General features: G+C 58.9%; 18 protein-coding genes. 14 read left to right on the top strand and 4 right to left on the bottom strand.

Going from position 1 to position 21,606, the window contains the following annotated elements; genetic code table 11:
* The first annotated feature begins 132 nt into the window (after positions 1 to 132).
* The 6 genes from hemA to kdsA are packed head-to-tail and all read left to right on the top strand — an operon-like array spanning position 133 to position 5,436.
* Entirely contained in the window at positions 133 to 1,389 is a 1,257-nt protein-coding gene (gene hemA, locus ACOTX5_RS05710) for a glutamyl-tRNA reductase (RefSeq protein ID WP_003856666.1), read from the top strand.
* 41 nt (positions 1,390 to 1,430) lie between these two features.
* Complete coding sequence (gene prfA, locus ACOTX5_RS05705; RefSeq protein ID WP_003856667.1) at positions 1,431 to 2,513, top strand: peptide chain release factor 1; 1,083 nt, start codon at positions 1,431 to 1,433, stop codon at positions 2,511 to 2,513.
* Complete coding sequence (gene prmC, locus ACOTX5_RS05700) at positions 2,513 to 3,343, top strand: peptide chain release factor N(5)-glutamine methyltransferase (RefSeq protein ID WP_045911247.1); 831 nt, start codon at positions 2,513 to 2,515, stop codon at positions 3,341 to 3,343. The genes prfA and prmC overlap by 1 nt, the downstream gene beginning before the upstream one ends.
* Positions 3,340 to 3,732: an invasion regulator SirB2 gene (gene sirB2, locus ACOTX5_RS05695; protein ID WP_023296762.1), complete on the top strand. Its 393-nt coding sequence runs from the start codon at positions 3,340 to 3,342 to the stop codon at positions 3,730 to 3,732. The genes prmC and sirB2 overlap by 4 nt, the downstream gene beginning before the upstream one ends.
* A gap of 3 nt (positions 3,733 to 3,735) precedes the next feature.
* Entirely contained in the window at positions 3,736 to 4,545 is an 810-nt protein-coding gene (gene sirB1 / locus ACOTX5_RS05690) for an invasion regulator SirB1 (protein ID WP_006810913.1), read from the top strand.
* Between the two features lie 36 nt (positions 4,546 to 4,581).
* Positions 4,582 to 5,436 (top strand): 3-deoxy-8-phosphooctulonate synthase, encoded by an 855-nt coding sequence (gene kdsA / locus ACOTX5_RS05685; RefSeq protein ID WP_003856671.1) that lies wholly within the window; start codon positions 4,582 to 4,584, stop codon positions 5,434 to 5,436.
* Positions 5,437 to 5,551: 115 nt separating this feature from the next.
* Here kdsA and chaA read toward each other — a convergent pair whose 3' ends face one another.
* Positions 5,552 to 6,652, bottom strand: a complete 1,101-nt coding sequence (gene chaA / locus ACOTX5_RS05680) for a sodium-potassium/proton antiporter ChaA (protein WP_003856672.1) — start codon at positions 6,650 to 6,652, stop codon at positions 5,552 to 5,554.
* Between the two features lie 268 nt (positions 6,653 to 6,920).
* On the opposite strand from chaA, the gene chaB reads away from it, so the two are divergent.
* Both chaB and ACOTX5_RS05670 read left to right on the top strand, forming a co-directional pair.
* Entirely contained in the window at positions 6,921 to 7,151 is a 231-nt protein-coding gene (gene chaB, locus ACOTX5_RS05675; RefSeq protein ID WP_003856674.1) for a putative cation transport regulator ChaB, read from the top strand.
* A gap of 177 nt (positions 7,152 to 7,328) precedes the next feature.
* Positions 7,329 to 8,024: a gamma-glutamylcyclotransferase gene (locus ACOTX5_RS05670; protein WP_045911248.1), complete on the top strand. Its 696-nt coding sequence runs from the start codon at positions 7,329 to 7,331 to the stop codon at positions 8,022 to 8,024.
* 30 nt (positions 8,025 to 8,054) lie between these two features.
* Here the strand turns inward: ACOTX5_RS05670 and ACOTX5_RS05665 are convergent, their stop codons facing one another.
* The 3 genes from ACOTX5_RS05665 to ACOTX5_RS05655 all read right to left on the bottom strand — a co-directional run bounded on the left by ACOTX5_RS05665 (position 8,055) and on the right by ACOTX5_RS05655 (position 10,733).
* Positions 8,055 to 8,294 carry a hypothetical protein gene (locus tag ACOTX5_RS05665; protein ID WP_015570352.1) on the bottom strand — a complete coding sequence of 80 codons (240 nt, stop codon included), beginning with the start codon at positions 8,292 to 8,294 and terminating at the stop codon, positions 8,055 to 8,057.
* 194 nt (positions 8,295 to 8,488) lie between these two features.
* Positions 8,489 to 10,273 (bottom strand): methyl-accepting chemotaxis protein, encoded by a 1,785-nt coding sequence (locus ACOTX5_RS05660; RefSeq protein ID WP_045911249.1) that lies wholly within the window; start codon positions 10,271 to 10,273, stop codon positions 8,489 to 8,491.
* A 106-nt stretch (positions 10,274 to 10,379) separates the two neighbouring features.
* Positions 10,380 to 10,733 carry a DsrE/DsrF/TusD sulfur relay family protein gene (locus ACOTX5_RS05655; protein ID WP_015570354.1) on the bottom strand — a complete coding sequence of 118 codons (354 nt, stop codon included), beginning with the start codon at positions 10,731 to 10,733 and terminating at the stop codon, positions 10,380 to 10,382.
* A gap of 73 nt (positions 10,734 to 10,806) precedes the next feature.
* Here ACOTX5_RS05655 and nasR point away from each other — a divergent pair, with 73 nt between their 5' ends.
* The 6 genes from nasR (at position 10,807) to ACOTX5_RS05625 (ending at position 21,606) form a co-directional block, all read left to right on the top strand.
* Positions 10,807 to 11,979, top strand: a complete 1,173-nt coding sequence (gene nasR / locus ACOTX5_RS05650; RefSeq protein WP_045911250.1) for a nitrate regulatory protein NasR — start codon at positions 10,807 to 10,809, stop codon at positions 11,977 to 11,979.
* A 227-nt stretch (positions 11,980 to 12,206) separates the two neighbouring features.
* Positions 12,207 to 13,454, top strand: coding sequence for a CmpA/NrtA family ABC transporter substrate-binding protein (locus ACOTX5_RS05645; protein WP_023296759.1), 1,248 nt, complete (start codon positions 12,207 to 12,209; stop codon positions 13,452 to 13,454).
* Positions 13,455 to 13,456: 2 nt separating this feature from the next.
* Positions 13,457 to 14,335 carry a nitrate ABC transporter permease gene (gene ntrB / locus ACOTX5_RS05640; RefSeq protein WP_017384249.1) on the top strand — a complete coding sequence of 293 codons (879 nt, stop codon included), beginning with the start codon at positions 13,457 to 13,459 and terminating at the stop codon, positions 14,333 to 14,335.
* A gap of 9 nt (positions 14,336 to 14,344) precedes the next feature.
* Positions 14,345 to 15,133, top strand: coding sequence for an ABC transporter ATP-binding protein (locus ACOTX5_RS05635; protein WP_015570359.1), 789 nt, complete (start codon positions 14,345 to 14,347; stop codon positions 15,131 to 15,133).
* Between the two features lie 12 nt (positions 15,134 to 15,145).
* A complete protein-coding gene (nirB, locus tag ACOTX5_RS05630) occupies positions 15,146 to 19,132 on the top strand; it encodes a nitrite reductase large subunit NirB (RefSeq protein ID WP_072210257.1) in 3,987 nt (1,328 codons plus the stop codon).
* Complete coding sequence (locus tag ACOTX5_RS05625; RefSeq protein WP_047727504.1) at positions 19,129 to 21,606, top strand: nitrate reductase; 2,478 nt, start codon at positions 19,129 to 19,131, stop codon at positions 21,604 to 21,606. Before nirB ends, ACOTX5_RS05625 begins: the two co-directional genes overlap by 4 nt.

The following is a 21,606-nucleotide window of genomic DNA, read 5'->3' as shown; positions in this document are numbered from 1 at the left end:
CTACGTTCAAATTATCTCAAAGCGTGGCGTAAGCTATTACTCCGAAAGGGGGCAGTCTCTTTTATTGATCTCGCGCATCCTGTATGATGCGTCCTGCTAACCTTATTAACGCTGGTACTACTCCCGCTCAACATGACCCTATTAGCACTCGGTATTAACCACAAAACGGCCCCGGTTTCACTGCGAGAACGCGTTACGTTTTCGCCGGATACGCTCGACCTGGCGCTGGACAGCCTGCTTGCACAGCCGATGGTGCAGGGTGGCGTGGTGCTGTCGACGTGCAACCGTACCGAGCTGTATTTGAGCGTAGAAGAGCAGGACAACCTGCACGAGGCGCTGATCCGCTGGCTGTGTGACTACCACAACCTCAACGAAGAAGAGCTGCGCAACAGCCTGTACTGGCATCAGGATAACGATGCGGTCAGCCATCTGATGCGCGTGGCCAGCGGTCTGGATTCGCTGGTGCTGGGCGAGCCGCAGATCCTTGGCCAGGTGAAAAAAGCCTTCGCGGATTCCCAGAAAGGGCATCTGAAAGCCAGCGAACTGGAACGAATGTTCCAGAAGTCATTCTCCGTGGCGAAGCGTGTGCGAACCGAAACCGACATTGGCGCCAGTGCGGTTTCGGTTGCTTTCGCGGCCTGTACCCTTGCCCGTCAAATTTTTGAATCCCTGTCGACCGTCACCGTACTGCTGGTGGGAGCGGGCGAAACCATCGAGCTGGTGGCGCGCCATCTTCGCGAACACAAGGTGAAGAAGATGATCATTGCCAACCGCACCCGCGAACGTGCGCAGGTGCTGGCGGACGAAGTGGGCGCTGAGGTGATTGCGCTGAGCGACATCGATGAACGTCTGAAAGAGGCGGACATTATTATCAGTTCTACCGCCAGCCCGCTGCCGATTATCGGGAAAGGGATGGTCGAGCGTGCGCTGAAATCCCGCCGCAATCAGCCGATGCTGCTGGTGGATATCGCCGTTCCGCGTGATGTCGAACCGGAAGTGGGCAAACTGGCGAACGCCTACCTGTACAGCGTGGATGACCTGCAAAGCATCATTTCGCACAACCTTGCCCAGCGTAAGGCGGCGGCTGTGCAGGCGGAAACCATCGTTGAACAGGAAACCAGCGAATTTATGGCCTGGCTGCGCGCGCAAAGCGTCAGCGAGACCATCCGCGAATACCGCGGTCAGGCGGAGCAGGTGCGTGATGATCTGACGGCCAAAGCGTTAGCGGCCCTTGAACAGGGCGGCGACGCGCAGGCGATTATGCAGGATTTAGCCTGGAAACTGACCAACCGCCTGATCCATGCCCCAACCAAATCTCTTCAGCAGGCTGCCCGTGACGGGGACGATGAACGCCTGACTATTCTGCGCAACAGCCTCGGGTTGGAATAGCGCCCTATACCCATTTTCTAAGACAAGGTGCATTTACGCCTATGAAGCCTTCTATCGTCGCTAAACTGGAAGCTCTGCACGAGCGCCATGAAGAAGTCCAGGCGCTGCTCGGTGATGCCGGGACCATTGCCGACCAGGAACGTTTTCGCGCGCTGTCGCGTGAATACGCGCAGTTAAGTGATGTTTCAAAATGCTTTACCGACTGGCGACAGGTCCAGGAAGATATCGAAACCGCGCAGATGATGCTCGACGATCCTGAGATGCGCGAGATGGCGCAGGAAGAGTTACAGGATGCGAAAGCGCGTTCAGAAGAGATGGAGCAGCAGCTTCAGGTGCTTCTGCTGCCGAAAGATCCGGATGATGAGCGTAACGCCTTTGTGGAAGTCCGCGCCGGTACCGGTGGCGACGAAGCGGCGCTGTTCGCCGGAGATCTGTTCCGTATGTACAGCCGGTATGCCGAATCCCGTCGCTGGCGCGTGGAGATCATGAGCGCCAACGAAGGCGAGCATGGCGGCTACAAAGAGGTTATCGCCAAGATCAGCGGCGACGGCGTGTACGGTCGTCTCAAGTTTGAATCCGGCGGTCACCGCGTGCAGCGCGTGCCTGCGACAGAATCTCAGGGACGCATTCATACGTCAGCCTGTACGGTGGCGGTGATGCCGGAGCTGCCGGAAGCGGAACTGCCGGATATCAACCCGGCAGATCTGCGCATCGACACCTTCCGCTCATCAGGGGCAGGTGGTCAGCACGTTAACACCACCGACTCCGCTATCCGTATTACTCACCTGCCCACCGGGATTGTGGTTGAGTGTCAGGATGAACGTTCCCAGCACAAGAACAAGGCTAAAGCGTTATCCGTGCTGGGCGCGCGCATTCACGCGGCGGAAATGGCGAAACGTCAGCAGGCGGAAGCCTCTACCCGCCGTAACCTGCTGGGCAGCGGCGATCGTAGCGACCGTAACCGCACCTATAACTTCCCGCAGGGTCGCGTAACCGACCACCGCATCAACCTGACGCTGTACCGTCTGGATGAGGCGATGGAAGGCAAGCTCGATATGCTGATTGAGCCTATCGTGCAGGAATACCAGGCCGACCAGCTGGCGGCACTGTCCGAGCAGGATTAATGGATTTTCAGCGCTGGTTACGCCATGCCGCCAGTGAGCTTTCTGCAAGTGAAAGCCCGAAGCGCGACGCCGAAATTCTGCTTGAGCATGTGACGGGTAAAGCCCGCACGTATCTTCTGGCTTTCGGCGAAACCGCGCTGACCGCTGAACAGCAATCGCAGCTGGAGGCGCTGCTTGCCCGCCGTAAAACCGGCGAGCCGGTGGCGCATCTGGTTGGCGAACGCGAGTTCTGGTCACTTCCGCTGTACGTTTCAGCGGCCACGCTGATCCCGCGCCCGGACACCGAGTGTCTGGTGGAGCAGGCGCTGGCGCGGTTACCGGCGCAGCCGTGTCTGATCCTAGATCTCGGTACTGGCACCGGCGCGATTGCGCTGGCGCTTGCCAGCGAGCGACCGGACTGCACCGTGACGGCGGTAGACGTGATGCCTGATGCGGTCGCCCTCGCGCGGCGCAACGTTGAACGGCTGGGGCTGAACAATGTTTCTGTTCTGCAAAGCAGCTGGTTTGCCGCGCTTGAAAGCCGCATGTTTGAAATGATTGTCAGCAATCCGCCCTACATCGACGAAGACGATCCGCATCTCGCGCAGGGCGACGTGCGTTTTGAACCGTTGACCGCGCTGGTCGCTGCGAATCAGGGACTTGCGGATCTCGATCACATTGTGACAACGTCACGACAACATTTGCTTCCCGGTGGCTGGCTGCTGGTGGAACATGGCTGGACGCAGGGAGAGGCGGTGCGAGCGCTGTTTACGCGTGCCGGATACGCTGCCGTGGAAACCTGCCGGGATTACGGCGGCAATGAACGTCTGACGCTGGGGCAGTGGTCATGAGCCTGTTTACGCTGCTGATCTCCGTTCACCTGATTTCCGTTGCCCTGACCATCGGCTTTTTCATTGCCCGCTACTGGTGGCGCTACAGCAACAATCCGCTGATTAACGCCCGCTGGGTACGCATCGCCCCGCACTGTATCGACACGGTGCTGTTCCTTTCCGGAGCCGGGTTAATGTGGAAAACCGGCTATCTGCCATTTACTGATAAAGGCGCATGGCTGACTGAAAAGCTGTTTGGCGTTATCATCTACATCGTTTTGGGTTTTATCGCGCTTGGGCGTCATCGTCCGCGCAGCCAGCAGACAGGGTTTATCGCCTTTTTGCTGGGTCTGGTGGTGCTGTACATCATCATTAAACTCGCCACCACAAGAATACCGTTACTGGGGTAAGTCATGAGGTCCTTAGCCGATTTCGAATTTAACAAAGTGCCGCTCTGCGATGGTATGATCCTGATTTCAGAGATGATCCGCGACGATTTTACGTCACAGTACGTTTACGCTGAACTGGAGAATCTGGTCAGCCTGGCGCGCGAAGAGATCAATCAGGCACGTCCGCAGGACTGGCAATTAGAGAAGCTGATTGAGCTTTTCTACGGCGAATGGGGTTTCTGCGACACGCGAGGCGTGTACCGCCTGTCTGACGCACTGTGGCTGGACCAGGTGTTGAAAAATCGTCAGGGCAGTGCCGTCGCGTTGGGCGCCATTTTACTGTGGGTTGCGCACGAGCTGGATATTCCACTGGTGCCGGTCATTTTCCCGACGCAGATGATTTTGCGGGCGGAGTGGCTGGACGGTGAGATGTGGTTAATCAATCCGTTTAACGGCGACACGCTGGATGAGCATACGCTGGACGTCTGGCTGAAAGGCAACATCAGCCCGATAGCTGAGCTGTTCAATGAAGATCTCGATGAAGCCGATAACGCCGAAGTGATCCGCAAGCTCCTGGATACGCTGAAGTCTGCGCTGATGGAAGAGCGTCAGATGGAGCTGGCCCTGCGCGCAAGCGAAGTGCTGTTGCAGTTTAATCCGGAAGATCCGTACGAAATCCGCGACCGCGGCCTGATTTATGCGCAGCTCGACTGCGAGCACGTGGCGCTGAATGATTTGAATTATTTCGTCGAGCAATGTCCGGAAGACCCGATCAGCGAGATGATCCGCGCGCAGATTAACGCGATCGCGCATAAACACATTACACTGCATTAATCTTAATTCCGATTCACACCTGAATAAGGCGATCCTATGAAACAAAAAGTGGTTAGCATTGGTGATATCAACGTGGCAAACGACCTGCCGTTCGTGCTGTTTGGGGGTATGAACGTTCTGGAATCCCGCGATCTCGCTATGCGCATCTGCGAACACTACGTGACCGTGACCCAAAAGCTGGGCATCCCGTACGTGTTTAAAGCCTCTTTTGACAAAGCCAACCGCTCCTCCATTCACTCCTACCGTGGCCCGGGCCTGGAAGAGGGGATGAAGATTTTCCAGGAGCTGAAACAGACGTTTGGCGTGAAAGTGATCACCGACGTGCACGAAGCGTCTCAGGCACAGCCCGTGGCTGATGTGGTAGACGTGATTCAGCTTCCGGCGTTCCTCGCTCGCCAGACTGACCTGGTAGAAGCGATGGCGAAAACCGGTGCCGTGATTAACGTGAAAAAACCGCAGTTCGTGAGCCCTGGCCAGATGGGTAACATCGTCGACAAGTTTATCGAAGGCGGTAACGACCAGGTGATCCTCTGCGACCGTGGTTCAAACTTCGGTTATGACAACCTGGTTGTGGATATGCTGGGCTTCAGCGTGATGAAGAACGTCTCTAACCAGTCCCCGGTGATTTTCGACGTGACCCACTCCCTGCAATGCCGCGACCCGTTTGGCGCCGCGTCTGGCGGGCGTCGTGCGCAGGTGACCGAACTGGCGCGCGCCGGTATGGCAACCGGCCTGGCGGGTCTGTTCATTGAAGCGCACCCGGATCCGGCTAACGCGAAATGCGACGGTCCATCCGCGCTGCCGCTGGATAAGCTGGAGCCGTTCCTGAAACAGATCAAAGCGATTGACGATCTGGTGAAGAGCTTCGACGAGCTGGATACCAGCAACTAATAAAAAAACCCGCTTCGGCGGGTTTTTTTATGGGGCATATTGCCGGGTGGCGCTGCGCTTACCCGGCCTACAAAACCCGTAGGCCCTGCAAGCGAAGCGCCGCTGGGCAAAAAGGCTACGCAAATATAGTCATCAGATACGCAATAAACAGCGCCATATGCGCCGCGCCGTTCAGCACATTGGTGCGGCCGGTGGAGAAGGAAATCTGGCACAGCAGCAAGGATGCCACCATCACAATCATCTCTGGCGCACCCAGCGCAAACTGCAATTCATTCCCCGTCATAAAGGCAATCAGCGTCACCACCGGAACGGTAAGGGAGATGGTCGCCAGAACGGAGCCGAAGAACAGATTCATCGCCCGCTGCACCTGATTATTGAGCACCGCTTTCAGCGCTCCCAGACCTTCTGGCGACAGGATCAACAGGGCCACCAGGAAACCGGTAAAGGCGACCGGCGCGTTCAGTTCAGTTAACAGCGCCTCCAGCGGGTTCGCATTCATCTTGGTGACCGCAATAACGGCAATCAGATGCACGATCAGCCAAACCGTATGCCACGCGCTGCTGTGGGCCGACGGCTTACCGTGATGCGGATCATCGTCGTCGCCGTCGTCTTCATGCTCGTAAACAAACAGGCTCTGGTGCGTTTTGGTCTGGATCAGCAGGAACACGCCGTACATCGCCGCGGAAATCAGCGCCACCAGCAGCGCCTGGCCGGTGGTGAAATTGGCACCCGGCAGCGCCATCGGGAAGACCAGCACAATAATCGCCAGCGGGAACAGGGCGATCAGGTACTGTTTAATGCCAAAGAGGTTCATGTACTGGGTGGCAAATTTGCGACCACCTAATAAAAGTGAAAAACCGACCAGGCCGCCGGTAACAATCATAATGATGGAGTAGAGCGTATCGCGCATTAGCGTTGGCGCGGCGTCGCCGGTGGCCATTAATGCGGAAATTAAACTGACTTCAAGAATCACAACCGAAAGGCTTAAAATTAATGACCCATACGGCTCTCCAAGACGGTGGGCTAAAACATCCGCATGGCGTACCACGCTAAATGCACTGGTTAAAATACCCACCAGAGCCAGAATATTGATCCCCACAACCACTGGCAATGACTGACTGCTTCCCCAGAAGAGCAGCACAGCCAGTGCCAGAACCGGGAAAATGAGAGAGGTCTCCTTGTGGCGGGTTTTTACCGCCTCGTGTGTTGCTGTCATGTGTTTCTCCAACAATGCAGGTGCTTGTAATTATAGATAGATTTTAAAGGTATTAAATTAACAGAAATCTGTTAAATACCCTGTATTTTTTACTTAATTTTACCCTTTATTATAATTTTTATGTCTGAGGCTTATAATGCCTTATCTCTTTTAAATATTAGTTTAATAACAATGAATTGCATTTTTATATTGTTCATTTCTTTCTGTCGGGTGGCACCCTAGCGTATCGTCGTCCACACTTATCTTTTAGCCAAAAGAGAGGTTAACAATGCCATACAAATCGAAAAGCGAATTACCGGATAACGTGCAAAACGTATTGCCTGCCCACGCCCAGGATATCTACAAAGAAGCCTTTAACAGTGCCTGGGATCAGTACAAAGATAAAGAAGATCGCCGGGACGATGCCAGCCGTGAAGAGACGGCGCATAAGGTGGCCTGGGCCGCCGTGAAAAATGACTATGAGAAAGGGGACGATGATAAATGGCACAAAAAGAAATAGCCGCCAAATAACACGCTGCCTCCATTTTGACATTTCAGGCGGTTGACCTGCCGCTGTATTGCATCTGGCCCGCGAATTGCTTATCGTTGCTCAACTGCTGTTAAAATGAACAGCACAGAATGCCGGGAAGGCAAATTACAGATGTCGCAAGGAAGCATGCAGTGGCGGAGGTGGAATGTGTTAACGCGTGATTTCTTGATGAAGGCAGATTGTAAGACGGCATTTGGTGCTATTGAGGAATCGCTTCTGTGGTCGGTTGAACAACGTGCGGCGTCGCTTGCGGCAACGCTGGCCTGCCGCCCGGATGATGGCCCGGTCTGGATCTTTGGTTACGGCTCGCTGATGTGGAACCCGGCGCTCGAATTTGTTGAATCAGCAACCGGAACGCTGCCTGGGTGGCACCGCGCCTTTTGTTTGCGCCTGACCGCCGGACGCGGCAGCGCGTGCCAGCCAGGACGCATGCTTGCACTAAAAGAGGGCGGGCGCACCACGGGCGTGGCATACCGGCTGCCGGATACCACGCTGGAAGATGAGCTGACGCTGCTGTGGAAGCGCGAGATGATCACGGGCTGCTATATGCCCAGCTGGTGCAAGCTGGAACTGGATGACGGGCGCACCGTCAACGCGCTGGTGTTCATTATGGATCCGCGCCACCCGCTGTATGAAGCCGATACCCGAACCCAGGTGATTGCCCCGCTGATTGCCGCCGCCAGCGGACCGCTGGGCACTAACGCCCAGTACCTTTTCTCGCTAGATCAGGAGCTGACGCGTCTCGGCATGCAGGACGACTGTCTGAGTGAGCTGGTGGTGAAGGTGAAAGCGCTGCTGGAAGGGAACCCGCTCAGCAATACGCTGCGGCCGGGTTTTGCCTGATAATACGCCCGGCTGACCGGGCGTTTACGGTTATGCCGCCACGTAACTTACGGAATGTTCGAGCGACTGGCTGTGGCTGTCGATCAGCACATCCCAGGTGCCGGTGTAAGGCACCGTCAGCCAGGCCTTATCGTCCTGGACGGTAAGGATATCTGCCTGCGATTGCTTCTGTCCTTTTGTACTCATCAGATGGATGCGGCAACGCTCTGAGCAACGCACCACTACCGTATCCCCGCCAAACAGTTTCAGACTCGTTTTAACTCGTGCCATTTTATACCCCGTCGTTTTTGCCCATCCCGAGCGTGATGTTGTTCACAATTTACTCATTGCATAACACCAAAGGGGCAGGGGTGGGATGCTGATTTCGATCAAAAAATGGCGCAACGATTAAACAAAAATGACAAAATCCCTGAAACCTTTCAGCGGACGCGCGTTTACCCTGCTTAACGCGCGCCCGGGAAAAATTATATGCGGAAATGGCCAGCGGTCTCAGCAAGGTCGCCCGCCTGGCTTTGCAGCGCGCTGGCCGCCGCAGCAGACTGTACAACAAGTTCGGCGTTCTGCTGCACCATGCGATCCAGGTGAGTCACCGCGTGGTTAATCTCATGGATCCCTTTCATCTGCTCGCGGGTGGCAATGGATATTTCACGCATAATGCCTGACACGCTCCCGACGCTGGCGCGGATCTCATCCATGCTGTCGCCCGCAAGGTGCACAAACCGGGAGCCGGTTGCAACGCTTTCGGTGGTGGAATCAATAAGGGATTTGATCTCCTTCGCCGCCTGAGCACTGCGGCTGGCCAGGTTACGTACTTCCCCCGCAACGACCGCGAACCCACGGCCTTGCTCCCCGGCACGCGCCGCTTCCACCGAGGCGTTAAGCGCCAGAATATTAGTCTGGAAGGCGATGCCGTCAATGACGCTGGTGATATCGCCGATTTTCGCGGAAGCCAGTTCGATGGACTGCATGGTGCTGATGGCCTGAGCGACGACGTCGCCTCCGCGGGATGCGGCGGCAGAGGCCTTGCTCGCCTGTTCGTTCGCTTCTGCTGCCGACTCGTTTGACTGCGTAACGGAGGCCGTGATCTCTTCCACGGCGCTGGCGGTTTCGCGAAGGCTTGATGCCGCCTGCTCGGTACGCCCGGAAAGATCCTGATTACCTGCCGCAATCTCATGCGCGGCGTTTTTCACTGAGGCGCTGGCATCACGCAGCTGGACCATCACCACAGAAAGCTTATCGCTGAAGGCGTTAAACGCCTGCGCAATTTGCGCCACTTCATCGCCCCCCTTATCCGGCAGACGCTGCGACAGATCGTTAGTACCGTTGGCAATGCTGTTCATCGCGTCACGGATACCGGACAGCCGCTTAAGCAGGCGGGCAATCAGGAGGTGCATGAGGGCTCCGCTCAGCAGGGCGAGGATCGCCAGAGACAGTGCAGATGCTTTTAGCAATGACCGCATCCCGGCGGTGGCATCGCCGTTATCGAGCGCCACAACCAGCAGCCAGTGCGTCCCCGGTACGGCGGTGGCCAGGAACGTTTTTTCGCGTCCGTTAAACGTTCCGTCAACCAGGCTGCCGCTTTTCAGGGTGGCAAAATCGGTCCCTTTGATCGTCTCCGTAAAAGGCTTAAGCGTCAGCGCAGGATCGCTGCCGGCAATAACGGTGCCGTTGCTGTCCAGAAGCAGTCCGCTGCTGGCCGGAGTCGGGTGAATACCGCGCACGTTAGCCACCACGCTGTCCATCGCCACATCGCCCGCCACCACCGCTTTCAGGGCGCCTTGCTCTTTAACGGGTACCGCGAACGTCACCACCAGTTTCCCGGTGCCCGCGTCCACATAGGGTGCAGTCACTACCGGGCCATCAGCGCTGACGGCCTGCTGATACCACGGGCGAAGGGTGGGATCGTAATCAGCGGGTACCCCGGTTGGGTCAGAAAATTTAGCCGTTTTGCTGGCATAACCCACGTAGACGTTGGTGAATCCACCCGCCAGCGCAAGCTGTTTAAACACCGGAACCGGATCGTCGCTGAGCGCGACTGGCTGCGCCGAGGTGATGACGGTCATTTTGCTGTTCACCCAGTCGGCAATTGCCATGTTGTGGCTGGCGCTGGTGCTGGTCAGAATATCGCGCTGCGACTGCTGATTATCCTGGCGCGTGACCTGAAAGTTAATAATGGTATTAAGAAGAAGGGCGACGACCATACAGCCTGTCGTCGCGGCAATGATGCGGGCGCGAATGGATCTGAACATAAGTGTAATACCTGCTGTGTTGTTTCCATGCCTATCGGCAACGGTGCAGGTAAACTTGATGCTGAAACCGCGTCCATAAGAAAATAATATTTTTAGCGAGTTATTATTAAAAAGTTAATACTTTATCGGCGGAAAGCGTCCATTCAGCCAGCTCCACCAGCGTACCAATTTCCACGCCATCAATCAGCGGCAGCCCGGTAATGCCGCGCCCGTCGGTACAGGTTTTGCACAGTTTGACCGGAACGTTTTGCGCGGTCAGGATCTCCAGCATTTGTTGAATGTTGTAGCCCTCTGCGGGTTTCTGCCCCTTCAGCCCGGCCGTGACGGCATCGGACATCAAAAAGAGGCGCAGCTCCAGCTCACTCTCCTTATCGCGCAGCGCGATTGCCAGGCGCAGGCTGTTAAAAAGGGATTCACTGCCGTAGGCCGCACCGTTGGCGACGATCACAATCTTCTGCATGTTGACTCCTGTTCTTTGAAAAGGCACGAATATTGCTTCTCGTACCGAAGAATACGTATCGGGGAGAGAAACGATGACGATAGTGGCTGGCAGTTCCCCTGGCGCAACCGAATGGTTCCAGCGTGCGAGAATGTTGCGCGAGGAACAGCTCGGCAGACTGGCGCAGCTGGGCGCACTGGTGAACGGCATCAGTCGACTGGTGCATATGCTACAGTGCGAGCGCGGTGCGTCAAATGTCTGGCTCTGCTCGCAGGGCAAATTGTACGCGCCTGAATGCAAGGCCAGCAGGGCCCTGGTGGATGAAAACCTTGCTGTATTGCACCGGCTGTTTAACGAACCGCTGCCGGGCAGCGCCCTGTGCGAACGTATTGCCAGCGCACTGCACGGCCTTGAGACGCTAACGGCGCTGCGTGATGGCGTTACAGGCCAATGCGTCACCGCGCCGGAAGCGATGGAACACTACAGCCGCATACTGCGTCATTTGCTCAGTATCGTACCTCAACTCAGCGACAGCATTGACGATCCGCACATCGCGGGCCGATTTGTGGCCCTTTACAGCCTGATGCAGGGCAAAGAACTTGTGGGACAAGAGCGGGCGCTGGGGGCTATTGGTTTCACCCAGGGATTCTTTGACGATGAAACCCGCCAGCGGCTGGTGGATCGCATTGATGGCCAGCAGGCCTGCTTTGAGGTTTTTATCTCCCATTGCACTCCAGACGTGCAGGAGACGTTTATCCTCAACTGCCAGCCGGGTCTGGAGACTGAAAAACTCAGGCGTGAAGCGTGCACCCGCCAGCCTCCGGCAGATAACGGCGATACCGCCCTCAAATGGTTTGCCCTGCAAACCGCGCGCCTTGAGCACCTGCGCACGCTGGAGGAGGTGGCAATTGCCGATCTGATGACGGCAGTTGAGGAGCGCCGCTATAGCGAAAACCTGCACGTAGACGATGAGCACGACGATATCCTGGCGCGATTTCCTGACAGACCGCTGCTGCCGCTGGTGCGCCAGCAGGCGCGTGAAATTGAGCAACTCTCCCGTCAGCTTGCTTCCCTGCGCGACTCGCTGGAGGAGCGTAAGACCATCGATAAAGCCAAAAGCGTGCTGATGACGCACCAGAACATGAGCGAGGATCAGGCGTGGACTGCCCTGCGCAAAATGGCGATGGATAAAAACCAACGCATGGTAGATATCGCCCGTGCGCTGCTTACGGTGAAAAATCTGTGGAAGATACCCCTTGGGGAGTAGTTGCACAGTCAGTGAGCAATTTATGCCTGATTGGGGTGCGTAATACAGCGCTCTTCTTGCAGAAACCCCGTAACGCCGGGGATGAAAAGCTGGCATTACCTTTGCATTAACAGATTAACCATTTTCGACGATGCGCCAACGGCGGTGCATGCGTCTTCAGGATAAAGGCGTCCAGCGGTGCTTCAGCACCGTCGGGCGCTTTTTTTTGCCTTTTTTCAGGAGCAATTATGGCGGATTTGTCGAGACGGCGGTTATTGCAGGCCAGCATGCTGGCGAGTGGTGCGATGCTGTTGCCGGGTGTCATGCAGGCCGCATGGGCGGCGGGGTCAGATAAGCCGGAGCAGGATACCGTGCGTATCGGGTTTATCCCCCTGACCGACTGCGCGCCCGTGGTTATCGCGGCCCTGAAAGGGTTCGATAAAAAACACGGCATTACCATTGTACCTACCAAAGAGGCGAGCTGGGCGGCGGTGCGCGACAAGCTGGTGGCGGGCGAGCTGGACGCTGCGCACATTCTTTACGGCCTGCTGTACGGTCTGGAGCTGGGTATCGCGGGCAAGCCGCAGCAGATGGCGAACCTGATGACCCTCAACCAGAACGGTCAGGCCATTACGCTCTCCAGCGATCTGGCGGAGAAGGGCGTTCGTGACCTCGATGGGCTGAAAAAGCTGATTGCGCAGCAGGCGCCGGGAACCTACACCTTCGCGCATACCTTCCCGACGGGAACGCACGCCATGTGGCTCTACTACTGGCTGGCCAGCGCGGGGATTAACCCGTTTGACGACGTGCGCACCGTGGTGGTGCCGCCGCCGCAGATGGTGATGAACATGCGCATTGGCAACATGGTCGGGTTTTGCGTCGGCGAGCCGTGGAACGCGCGGGCGATTAACGACCGCATCGGGTTTACCGCCGCCACGTCGCAGTCCATCTGGGCCGATCACCCGGAAAAGATCCTCGGCACCCGACGCGACTGGGTGGCGAAAAATCCGCACACCGCACGGGCGCTGGTGAGCGCCGTGATGGAAGCCGCGCGCTGGATCGAGGCGTCAGCGGAAAACAAACGCGAAACCGCGCAGATCCTCTCGCGCCGCGCCTGGCTCAACTGCAAGGAACAGTATCTCACCGGACGTATGCTTGGCGAGTACGACAACGGGGTCGGTCAGCGCTGGCAGGATGCGCACCCGATCCGTTTCTTCAACGAGGGTGCCGTGAGCTACCCGTATCTCTCTGACGGGATGTGGTTCTTAACCCAGTTCCGCCGCTGGGGCTTGCTCAACGCCGCGCCGGATTACGCGGGCATTGCACAGCGCATTAACCAGACCGCGGTCTGGCAGGATGCCGCGACCGCCGTGGGCGGCATGTCCACACCGTCATCACCATATCGCAGCAGCACCCTGATGGACGGCACCGTCTGGAACGGCACCGATCCGGAAGGGTACGCCAACCGCTTCGCCATTCACCGTAAAGGGGCCTGAGTATGCAGCATCTGCAAAATACAAAACCACAAGAGACGTCAGAGAGCGGGGAAGTGATTGTCCTGCCTCCGCTACAGGTTCGCCGTCGTGCGCCAGCGTTTACGCGTCGGATGAATGATTTTTTACAGCGCGTCATCCCGGCGCTGCTCGGTCTCGGCCTGCTGGTGGTGCTCTGGCAGCTGGCAGCGATAAACAGTAAAGGCTTTCCGACGCCGCTCAGCACGCTCGATTCGGCCATGACCCTGTTTGCCGATCCGTTTTATCGCGACGGGCCAAACGATATGGGCATTGGCTGGAACGTGCTGGCGTCGTTGCAGCGCGTCGCCATCGGCTTCGGTCTGGCGGCGATGGCGGGCATTCCGCTGGGCTTTTTGATTGGCCGCTTCACCTTTTTCTCGCGCATGTTCAACCCGCTGATCGCGCTCCTGCGTCCGGTCAGCCCGCTGGCCTGGCTGCCTATCGGCCTGCTGCTGTTCCAGAAAGCGGAGCCTGCATCGAGCTGGACCATTTTTATCTGCTCCATCTGGCCGATGGTGATCAACACCGCTGAAGGGGTACGCCGTATTCCGCAGGACTACCTCAACGTGGCCCGGGTGTTGCAACTCTCAGAGTGGACCATCATGCGCCGCATTCTTTTTCCCGCCGTACTGCCTGCGGTGCTGACCGGGGTACGCCTCTCCATTGGCATTGCCTGGCTGGTGATTGTCGCCGCCGAGATGCTCACCGGAGGTTTAGGCATTGGCTTCTGGATCTGGAATGAGTGGAACAACCTCAACGTCGAAAACATTCTCATCGCCATCGTCATCATTGGCGTGGTCGGGTTGCTGCTGGAGCAGGGGCTGATGCTGATCGCCCGTCGCTTTAGCTGGCAGGAAAAATAAGGAGTGAACATGAAACCGTTAATTCAGGTCCAGGCCGTGAGCCAGCGTTTTTCCACCGCCAGCGGCGAGTTTCTGGCGCTGCAAAACGTCTCTTTTGATATCCACGAGGGCGAAACCGTCAGTCTGATTGGTCACTCCGGCTGCGGCAAGTCGACGCTGTTAAACCTGATCGCCGGGATCACGCTGCCGACGGAAGGCGGGCTGATTTGCGACAACCGCGAAATCGCCGGGCCGGGGCCAGAGCGCGCGGTGGTGTTCCAGAACCATTCGCTGCTGCCGTGGTTAACCTGCTTCGACAACGTGGCGCTGGCGGTGGATCAGGTTTTCCGTCACACCATGAGTAAGGCCGAGCGCAAAGCGTGGATTGAGCACAACCTCGACCGGGTGCAGATGGGCCACGCGCTGCATAAGCGCCCCGGGGAGATCTCCGGCGGTATGAAGCAGCGCGTCGGGATTGCCCGGGCGCTGGCAATGAAGCCGAAAGTGCTGCTGATGGATGAGCCGTTTGGCGCGCTCGATGCGCTGACACGCGCCCATCTTCAGGATTCGGTGATGCAGATCCAGCAGGCGCTGAACACCACCATCGTGCTCATCACCCACGATGTGGACGAGGCGGTACTGCTCTCTGACCGCGTACTGATGATGACCAACGGCCCGGCGGCCACCGTGGGTGAGATCCTGCGCGTCGATCTGCCGCGCCCGCGCAACAGGGTGCAGCTGGCGGATGACAGCCGCTATCACCACATGCGCCAGCAGATCCTCCATTTCCTCTACGAAAAACAGCCGAAAGCGGCGTAATGAGGGGGCACGATGCGACTGGTCATTATCGGTAATGGTATGGCGGCAGCCCGGCTGATTGCGTCGCTCACCGGGCGTGTTCCCGGTCGTTTCGCTATCACCGTCATCGGTGACGAGCCTGAGCAGGCGTACAACCGCATCCAGCTTTCACCGGTGCTGGGTGGCGAAAAGCAGGCGGAGCATATCTGTCTGCACGATGAAGACTGGTACACGGCACGAGGCGTGACGGTGCTGCGAGGAGAAAAGGCGCTCGCAGTAGACGTCAACGCGCGTGAAGTGCATACCTTTGCTCGCACGCTGGGCTGGGATGCGCTGGTGTTTGCCACCGGGTCTACCCCTGTAGTGCCGCCGATCCCCGGGGGCGATGCGCCGCATGTGTTCACCTTTCGCACCCTGGCAGAGACCCGCGCCATCCGGAACCTCTCCGGACCGGCGGTAGTGCTGGGCGGCGGCGTACTCGGCGTGGAGGCCGCGGCAGCGCTGGCGCGCAACGGTGACAACGTCACGCTCGTGCATCGCGGTCCGTGGCTGATGGAACAGCAGCTGGATCAGCAGGCGGGACTGCTGCTGGAAGAGGCGCTGGCGGTGCGGGGCGTACGCTGTGAACTCGCCTCCGGCATCACCGCCATCGCTGACGATGCCGTGACGTTGCTCGACGGACGCCGCATCGCCGCCACGCGCGTGGTGCTGGCTACGGGTGTACAGCCCAACGTCGCGCTGGCAAAAGCCAGCGGCATTCGCTGCGCGCGCGGCATCGTGGTGGATCAGCAGATGCAAACCTCCGTGCCGGATATCTACGCCATCGGCGAGTGCTGCGAAATTGACGGCCAGACGTTTGGCCTGGTCGCCCCCTGTCTGGCGCAGGCGGATATTCTTGCCGCGCGGCTGGCCGGGGAGGTCACCGCGCCGTTTACCCTGACCGACAACGGCGTGCGCCTTAAGGTGACCGGCGTGGCGCTGTTCAGCCTCGGACGCGCGACGGCGCAGGCGGACGATGTGGTCTGGAGTTCATGGGATCCGCTGACCCGTCACTATCGACGTTTACTGATCCATCAGGGGGCGCTGGCTGGCGTGCTGCTGATGGGTGACTGCCGCAGCGCGGCAACCTTTACCGATTTACTGGCAACGGCTGCGCCCGCCCACGCGGACTGGCTGTTCGATCGTTTCACAACGCAACCGCAGGTTGCAGGACAGAACGCTATGACAAAACCTACTCTGGTGGTGGTTGGGCACGGTATGGTCGGCCATCATTTCCTCGAAGACTGCGTTAACCGCAATTTGCATCAGCAGTATCAGATTATTGTTTTTGGCGAAGAGCGCTATGCCGCCTATGACCGCGTGCATCTGTCGGAATATTTTGGCGGACGCAGCGCGGACTCGCTCTCGCTGGTGGCGGGGGAGTTCTTTGCCGATAACGGCATTGAGCTGCGCCTCTCGCAGCAGATCGTCGCTATCGATCGTGATGCACACGTAGTGCGTACCGCCAGTGGCCATGAGACTCACTGGGACAAGCTGGTGCTGGCGACCGGCTCGTACCCGTTCGTACCACCCGTTCCGGGCAACGATCTGCCGGGTTGTTTTGTCTACCGCACCCTCGACGATCTGGACAACATTGCGGCCCATGCGGCAGGCTCTCGCCGCGGTGTGGTGATTGGCGGCGGCCTGCTGGGGCTGGAGGCGGCGAATGCGCTTAAGCAGCTCGGGCTGGAAACCCACGTGGTGGAGTTTGCGCCTAACCTGATGGCGGTGCAGCTCGACAGCGACGGCGCGGCAATGCTGCGTAAGAAAATTGAGGCGCTGGGCGTAGGGGTACACACCAGTAAATCGACGACGGAGATTGCCACCGCAGACGACGGGCTGGTGCTGCGCTTTGCCGATGGTGAACAGCTGGAAACGGACATGGTGGTCTTCTCTGCTGGTATTCGGCCGCAGGACGCGCTGGCGCGCAGCAGCGGGCTGGCTGTCGGCGAGCGCGGCGGGATCTGCATTGACGACGGCTGCCGGACCTCCGATCCGGATGTGCTTGCCATCGGGGAATGCGCGCTGTGGGAGGGGAAAATCTTTGGCCTGGTGGCACCGGGCTACCAGATGGCGCGCGTGGCCGCCGCTGTGCTGGCGGGTGAGGAGAAGCGCTTCACCGGCGCAGATATGAGTACCAAACTCAAGTTGCTGGGCGTGGATGTGGCGTCGTTTGGCGATGCCCACGGGCGCACGCCGGGCGCGCTGAGCTACCAGTGGACGCACGGGCCGCAGCAAATCTACAAAAAGATTGTGGTCAGCCACGACAGCAAAACCCTGCTGGGTGGCGTGCTGGTGGGCGATGCCAGCGAATACGCCACGCTGGTGCAGATGATGCTCAACGGCATCAGCCTGCCAAAAGAGCCGGAAACGCTGATCTTACCCGTATCGTCAGGCAGCGCGCCGAAAGCGCTGGGCGTGGCGGCGCTGCCGGAAAGCGCGCAGATCTGTTCGTGTCATAACGTCAGCAAAGGGGATATCTGCCAGGCGGTAAGCGCGGGCGCAACGGATATCGGCGCCATTAAGCAGTGCACCAAAGCGGCGACCGGCTGCGGAGGCTGTAGCGCGCTGGTGAAGCAGGTGATGGAGTTCCAGCTTGCGGAGCAGGGCGTGGAGGTGAAGAAAGATATCTGCGAACACTTCCCGTACTCGCGTCAGGAGATTTACCACCTGGTGCGCGTCAACCATATCCGCACCTTCGACCAGCTTATCAGCCGCTACGGTCAGGGACACGGGTGCGAGATCTGTAAGCCGCTGGTGGGATCGGTATTGGCTTCCTGCTGGAACGAGTATCTGCTGAAACCGGCGCATCTGCCGTTGCAGGACACCAACGACCGCTATTTCGCCAACATCCAGAAGGACGGGACCTATTCCATCGTGCCGCGCATGGCCGCCGGGGAAGTGACGGCTGATGGGCTGATCGCCATCGGCCAGATCGCGAAACGCTATAGCCTTTACAGCAAAATTACCGGCGGGCAGCGTATTGACCTGTTTGGCGCCACGCTCGAACAGTTGCCGGAAATCTGGCAGGCGCTGGTAGAGGCCGGGTTTGAGACTGGACATGCTTACGGGAAATCCCTGCGCACGGTGAAATCCTGCGTCGGGTCGACCTGGTGCCGCTACGGCGTGCAGGATTCCACCGGCCTCGCGGTCAGGCTGGAGCACCGCTACAAGGGGCTGCGCGCGCCGCACAAAATCAAAATGGCGGTCTCCGGCTGTACCCGTGAATGCGCAGAGGCGCAGAGCAAAGACGTAGGGGTGATTGCCACGGACAAAGGCTGGAACCTCTATCTGTGCGGCAACGGCGGGATGAAGCCGCGCCACGCGGATCTCTTCGCCAGCGATCTGGACGACGAAACGCTGATCCGCACCGTTGACCGTTTCCTGATGTTCTACATCCGCACGGCAGATCGTCTGCAACGTACCAGTACCTGGATGGATAACCTGGAAGGCGGCCTCGACTATCTGCGCGAGGTGATCCTCAACGACAGCCTGGGGATCGCCCACGAGCTGGAGCAGGAGATGGCCCGGGTGGTGGAGACCTACCAGTGCGAATGGCAAACCACCCTTAACGATCCTGACCGCCTGGCGCTGTTCCGAACCGCGGTGAACGTCCCCGCCGCGGAGGAGAACAAGCGCTGGCAGGAAATTTGTAATATCGACGAGATCCCGGAGCAGGCGGGCATTGGCGCGCATCTTGGGCGCAAACCGATTGCGTTGTTCCGCTTTGGCAAAACCGTTTATGCCCTCGACGATCGGGAGCCGGGCAGCCGCGCGAACGTGCTCTCACGCGGCATCCTCGGCGATGCGGCGGGGGAACCGGTGGTGATCTCGCCGCTCTACAAGCAACGTATTCGTCTGCGCGACGGGTGTCAGGCTGAGAGCGGGGCGCCTGCGGTGCGTGCCTGGCCGGTAAAAATCGAAAACGGCAAGGTGTGGGTTGGAAATGAAGAGCTGGTGATGCGCGCGGAGGCCTCATGACGGAAACCCGGACAACGTGCCCTTACTGCGGGGTGGGCTGCGGCGTGGTCGCCAGCGCAGACGGTGAAAAGGTGAGCATTCGGGGGGATGAAACTCATCCGGCGAATTTCGGTCGTCTGTGCGTAAAAGGATCTGCCCTTGGGGAAACCACAGGGCTACAGGGACGCCTGCTGCGCCCGGTTGTCGATGGCCGGGAGGTGGCATGGCCGCAGGCGCTGGGCGAAGCGGGCGAGCGGCTGCGGAACATTATCAACGAATGGGGGCCGCAGGCGGTGGCGTTTTATGCCTCCGGCCAGCTGTTGACCGAGGATTACTATGCCGCCAACAAGCTGATGAAAGGCTTTATCGGGGCGGCGAACATTGATACCAACTCGCGGCTGTGCATGTCATCGGCGGTGGTGGGCTACAAACGCGCCTTCGGTGAAGACGTGGTGCCGTGCAGCTACGAGGACGTGGAAAACAGCGATCTGGTGGTACTCGTTGGCTCGAACGCGGCCTGGACGCATCCGGTGCTGTATCAGCGGCTGGTGCAGGCAAAACACAACAATCCGCAGATGAAAGTGGTCGTGATCGATCCGCGTAAAACCGCCACCTGCGATATCGCCGATCTCCACCTCGCGCTCAGACCCGGCAGTGACGCCGGGCTGTTTGTGGGGTTGCTCAATCTGATTCAGGGGCGCGGCGAGTGGCCGATCCCTCGCGTGGCGGCGTTTTGCGATCTGCCTTCAGACGAGATTGGCACCTTCTACGACTGGTTTGTCACCGCGCCACGCGCGATCACGCTCTACACCATGGGGATCAACCAGTCCTCCAGCGGCAGCGACAAGTGCAACGCCATCATTAACGTGCATCTTGCCAGCGGGAAGTTCAACCGTCCTGGCTGCGGCCCGTTTTCGCTGACCGGACAGCCAAATGCCATGGGCGGGCGGGAAGTGGGGGGACTGGCGAATCAGCTGGCGGCGCACATGAACTTCGAGCCGGACGATCTCGCGCGCGTGGCGCGTTTCTGGGGAACGGAACGGCTGGCGCAGACCCCGGGCCTGATGGCGGTGGAACTGTTTGACGCCATTGCCCGCGGCGAGGTGAAGGCGGTGTGGATCATGGGCACCAACCCTGCCGTGTCACTTCCCGACAGCCACGCGGTGTGCCAGGCGCTGGCGGCCTGCCCGCTGGTCATGATATCTGAGGTGATGCAGGAGACGGACACCAGCCGGTTTGCCCATATCCGTTTTCCCGCCCTGGGCTGGGGCGAGAAAAACGGCACGGTGACCAATTCTGAACGCCGTATCTCCCGCCAGCGCGCCTTTCTGCCTGCGCCGGGCGAGGCCAGACCGGACTGGTGGATCATCGCCCGGATCGCAGACCAGCTCGGTTATGGCGATGCCTTCGCCTGGGAACACCCTCAGGAGATATTTTGTGAACATGCGGCACTGACGGCGTTTGAAAATAACGGCGAACGGGCGCTAAACCTGCGCGAACTGGCGTCGCTGTCGCGAGAGGCGTGGGACGCGCTGGCGCCGTATCAGTGGCATGCCGGTGATTTCCCGCAAAGAACGCTTGTTCCGGTTGACCCCTCCCCGCATGGGGCAGGCGTCGACGAATTGTACCCCTTGATACTGAATACCGGGCGGATCCGCGATCAGTGGCACACCATGACGCGCACGGGGTATGTTCCGCGCCTGATGCAGCATATCGATGAGCCTTTTGTTGAGATGAACGCAACCGATGCGGCGCGCGCCGGGCTGACTGACGGCCAGCTGGCGCGGGTAAGCTCCCCGCGCGGAGTGATGGTTGCCAGAGTACGTATCTCCACCGCGCAGCGTGCAGGCGAGCTGTTTGCGCCGATGCACTGGAACGCACAATTTGCCCGGCAGGGTAAGGTCAATGCGCTGGTGGAAGGGCGGGTTGATGCCGGGTCCGGCCAGCCGGAGAGTAAACAAACCGCGGTGAGGATCATGCCCTGGCTACCCGCCTGGCAGGGTGAACTGTATGCCCGCGAGCTGCCAGCGCTGCCGCCGTCGGTCTGCTGGTGGCGTAAAGCCTCACGTCTGACGGTGGCGGGGGAGCAGCCGTTGCTGTCGTGGATCATGGCGTACGCCAGCGGTCGGGGCTGGCAGTTACAGGTGGCACAGACGGGAGAACGCAGCAGCGTGCTCGCCTGGCATCACGGTAAGCTGATGCTGGGCTACTGGGAGGGCCATACGCTGCCGGCGCTGGCGCATGCGTTTATTGAAGAAGCCTTTGCTGCTGCGCCCGTCCAACTTGCTGAACGCCATGCGCTGCTGCACGGGCAACGGCCGGACGAAGATGCCGATCCCGGGCGAATTATCTGTAGCTGCTTCAGCGTGGGTGAAAATACGATACGTAAGGCAATAGCCGGAGGCTGTGATTCTGCCCCAGCGCTGGGCGTGAAGCTGCGCTGCGGCACGAACTGTGGTTCCTGCGTGCCGGAGCTGAAAGCGCTGTTGGGATAA

This window comes from Enterobacter cloacae complex sp. IR5441 (assembly GCF_049238215.1).
GTDB classification, from domain to species: domain Bacteria; phylum Pseudomonadota; class Gammaproteobacteria; order Enterobacterales; family Enterobacteriaceae; genus Enterobacter; species Enterobacter hormaechei_C.
Note: the sequence above shows the minus strand (reverse complement) of the source record. Positions and strands in the feature narration are given on the sequence as shown.